Origin of the sequence: Lapillicoccus sp. (genome assembly GCF_046595215.1) — a bacterium.
Taxonomy (GTDB): Bacteria; Actinomycetota; Actinomycetes; order Actinomycetales; family Dermatophilaceae; genus Lapillicoccus.
This window is the reverse complement of record NZ_JBKJPP010000083.1, coordinates 1-3,038: the sequence shown is the minus strand read 5'-3', so window position 1 is coordinate 3,038 and position 3,038 is coordinate 1. Positions and strand designations below refer to the sequence as shown.

The following is a 3,038-nucleotide window of genomic DNA, read 5'->3' as shown; positions in this document are numbered from 1 at the left end:
CGGGTCAGCTCACCACTCTTGGGCGGGGCGATGGCGGCCACGGAGAAGTTGCGGCAGCCACCGGCGACAGGCGCCACGACGGCCCCGTTGACCGTGACCGGCACCAGGTTGGGACGGTTCTGCTGCGGGCACGCCGGGTCGTCCGTGACGGTGGGGTCGGTGCGCGGCACGCACATCGGGTATCCGGTGCCGGAGTGGATCGTCGGGTTCGCGTCGTCGACGCTGAACCGCGGGTCCGGGCTCTGCGCCCGACCGCTCGTCTTCCGGCCGAAGCGCCCGTTGGGGTCGTTGATCTGCACGGTCGCGGGGTTGGCCGCGTCACCGGTGTCGACCTTGAGGTTGCCGGTGGCGTAGTCGATGGCGGTGATCACGCCGGTGCTGGTGTGCAGGAACTTCTGGGAGGCATACAGCAGACCGGCGATGCGCCGCGCGCCGACGACGTTGCCGACCGCCCGGATCTCGAAGGACGGGTAGGCGCCGCCCAGCCCGAGTGCCGGGCCACCGTTGACGAAGTCGGCCCAGGTGAAGGTGTTCGCGGGCATCTGGATCACCAGGTTGCACGGCACCACGACCGGGCCGTGGTTCAACGTGAGGGTGCCACCGAAGCGGCGCGGGTCGACCGTGTTCGGGCAGTTGACGTTGGTGGTATCCAGAGTCGCGCCCTGGATGAACCCGGTGTCGTCGAAGCCGTGGATCAACGCCGGGTTGACGGACGTCACCGGGTCGGGCAGCGTCGCGGTCACGAACGGGGCCACCGCACCCGCAGGTGGCCTTGCCGTGCCGCCGCCGGCATACGCGGTGACCGTGGCGAGCACGCTCAGCGCCGTCAGCGGGATGACCACAGCCGCGAGCCTGGGCCTCCGCCTGTCGATGTGGATCATCTGAACCTCCTGAGAAGGACGGGTGGTCTGGCTGACCGCGCGCATGTCCTGATGATGACCACGCCACCTTGCGGCAACCTTGGGGGTTGCTCCCGTCGTCGACGGCACGGCCGGATCCCCGAAGGCCGAGCCCCACGCCCGAGGGGTAGCGTCCTGCCGGCCTCACTCACGCCTTCTCGGTCGCTGGCCCCACTCCTGCCACCAACGCCAGCCGGGGACGTTGCGGGCGGCGGTCCGGATCGTCGTCCGGATCGAGCTCGGTGCGGGACGGTGCGGGCCGGCCTTGCCAACACGACGTGGAACGCGGAGCCGCAGCCGGGTCCCGGCGTTGGACGCAGCACGGGGGGAGCTGAGTCGGCCGTCAAGGCGATCGTCCGGAAGGACGGGCCAGCGCACGGGAAGGTCGAGCAGTCCCGCGTCGAAGCGGGCCCGCACCTGCGCCGAGGCAGCCGTGGCCAGCACCACCATTCGGGCATCGCCGGCCGGCCGGACGTGATCTCCGACGCACCGCTGTCGGGCGACTGGCGGTGGGCCGTCACCCAGTCGAACAGCAGCCGGTCCACCGCGCCGAAGGCGGCCGCCCGTCCCACCGCGCCGGAGGCGACCGCTTCGGTGACGCGGTCGCGGGCCTGGCGGTGCTCGGTCAGGCAGGCGTCCTTGGTCACCCCCGAGCAATCGCACAGCATCATGCTCAAGGTGGCGGGCAGGCCAGCCTGTCCAGCGACGACACCCGAGCCCGGGGCGTCCAGCTCACCGCCGAACGGCGCCGGGCCCATCAGCCCGATCGGCTGGGGGGTCCGGATCCCGAGGAGCGCCGCGATCCTGATGATCCTGGCCGTCGAGACGTCTCGGCCAGGATCTGGCCTGGGGCCCCGGCGTACTCGTGATGGTGGCGGTCGATGGAGCGGTGTGCCGTGGTGAGGTCGTCGCGCCCGTCGGGGCCCGTGCCGCGCCCGTCGGTCGAGCCCGGGCGGAAGCCGATGCGGTAGTCGGTCGCGTTGATCTGGGGCAACATCAGTGCGGCTGTCGGGACGGCGGTGCGTCGGGCGCGGTCAACCACTCGTGCCAGGCGCCCAGGCCCTCGCCGGTCCGGGCGCTCACCTCGATCATCCGGGCCGCCGGGTTGACCTGCTCCACGTTGCGCCGGAACAGGTCCAGGTCGAAGTCGAGGTGCGGCAGGAGATCCATCTTGTTCACCAGCACCACCGCCACCGACCGGAACATCACAGGGTACTTCAGCGGCTTCTCCTCACCCTCGGTGATCGCGTAGACCATGACCGAGTCGTGTGCGCCGACGTCGAACTCGGCGGGGCAGACGAGGTTGCCGACGTTTTCCACGAGGACGAGGTCCAGCACGTCGAGGTCGAGATGGCCAAGAGCGCGGGCGACCATCGGTGCATCCAGGTGGCACTCGCCGCCGAAGCCGTCACCGGTGTTGAGCAGCGCCACCTGCGCGCCCAGTCCGGTAAGGCGGTCGGCATCGATCGAGGTCTCGATGTCGCCCTCGACCACGCCCACCCGCACGCCGAGCCGGTCCAGGTGGCGCAGGGTATGGACGAGCAAGGTCGTCTTGCCGGCCCCCGGTGAGGACATCAGGTTCACGCAGCGCACGCCCCGCGCGTCGAACTGCGCACGGTTGGTCGCCGCAGCCCGGTCGTTCTCGCTGAAGATCCGCTCCAGGACGGTGACCCGCTCGGGACCGGTCGCATAGCCGGAGTGGTCGCCGTGGTCGCCGCCGTGAGGACGGTTCCCCGCGCGGTCGTCGCGGTGGTCGGTGGCGTCGTCGTGCTGGTGCTCGGTGCGGTCGTCGTGGCGGTGGAACCGGCCCATCTCGATGCTCCTACGTTGTCCCGGCGGGGAGTCGGCGAGTGCGCCGGCCGCAGCGTCCCAGGCGGTCGACGGCCCGGGGCCCAGAACGATGTGCTTGACACTGATAGCGGATTCGTTCAGGCGACAGCCTCCTCCTGACCCCCGCCCTACCTTGGGAGCCTAGAGCGCCGGAGGCCCCCCGAGGAGTCGCGGACCGCACAGATCGGGCGAGGTTGCCCGGATACCCTTCCGTCCGCCGCGAGTTGCTGGCACGCTCAGGCCATGAAGAGCACGATGCAGACCACGCCCTTGTTGATCTCCCACCTGCTGCGTTACGGGACGACGGTC

General features: G+C 70.7%; 4 protein-coding genes. All 4 read right to left on the bottom strand.

Translation table 11 applies throughout. From position 1 onward, the window contains the following. The coding region (locus ACLL9L_RS07115; protein WP_411283946.1) for a hypothetical protein at nt 1-881 on the bottom strand (881 nt) is incomplete at its 3' end. A 162-nt stretch (nt 882-1,043) separates the two neighbouring features. Further along, entirely contained in the window at nt 1,044-1,349 is a 306-nt protein-coding gene (locus tag ACLL9L_RS07110; protein WP_411283945.1) for a hypothetical protein, read from the bottom strand. A 307-nt stretch (nt 1,350-1,656) separates the two neighbouring features. Then, nucleotides 1,657-1,896 (bottom strand): hypothetical protein, encoded by a 240-nt coding sequence (locus ACLL9L_RS07105; protein ID WP_411283944.1) that lies wholly within the window; start codon nt 1,894-1,896, stop codon nt 1,657-1,659. Further along, nucleotides 1,896-2,711 carry a hydrogenase nickel incorporation protein HypB gene (gene hypB, locus ACLL9L_RS07100; RefSeq protein ID WP_411283943.1) on the bottom strand — a complete coding sequence of 272 codons (816 nt, stop codon included), beginning with the start codon at nt 2,709-2,711 and terminating at the stop codon, nt 1,896-1,898. The genes ACLL9L_RS07105 and hypB overlap by 1 nt, the downstream gene beginning before the upstream one ends. Nucleotides 2,712-3,038 lie beyond the last annotated feature (327 nt).

Excerpts from the sequence above, each read along its gene's own strand:
- hypB (WP_411283943.1), bottom strand. The coding sequence starts at position 2,711 with ATGGGCCGGTTCCACCGCCACGACGACCGCACCGAGCACCAGCACGAC.
- ACLL9L_RS07105 (WP_411283944.1), bottom strand. The coding sequence starts at position 1,896 with ATGTTGCCCCAGATCAACGCGACCGACTACCGCATCGGCTTCCGCCCG.
- ACLL9L_RS07110 (WP_411283945.1), bottom strand. The coding sequence starts at position 1,349 with ATGGTGGTGCTGGCCACGGCTGCCTCGGCGCAGGTGCGGGCCCGCTTC.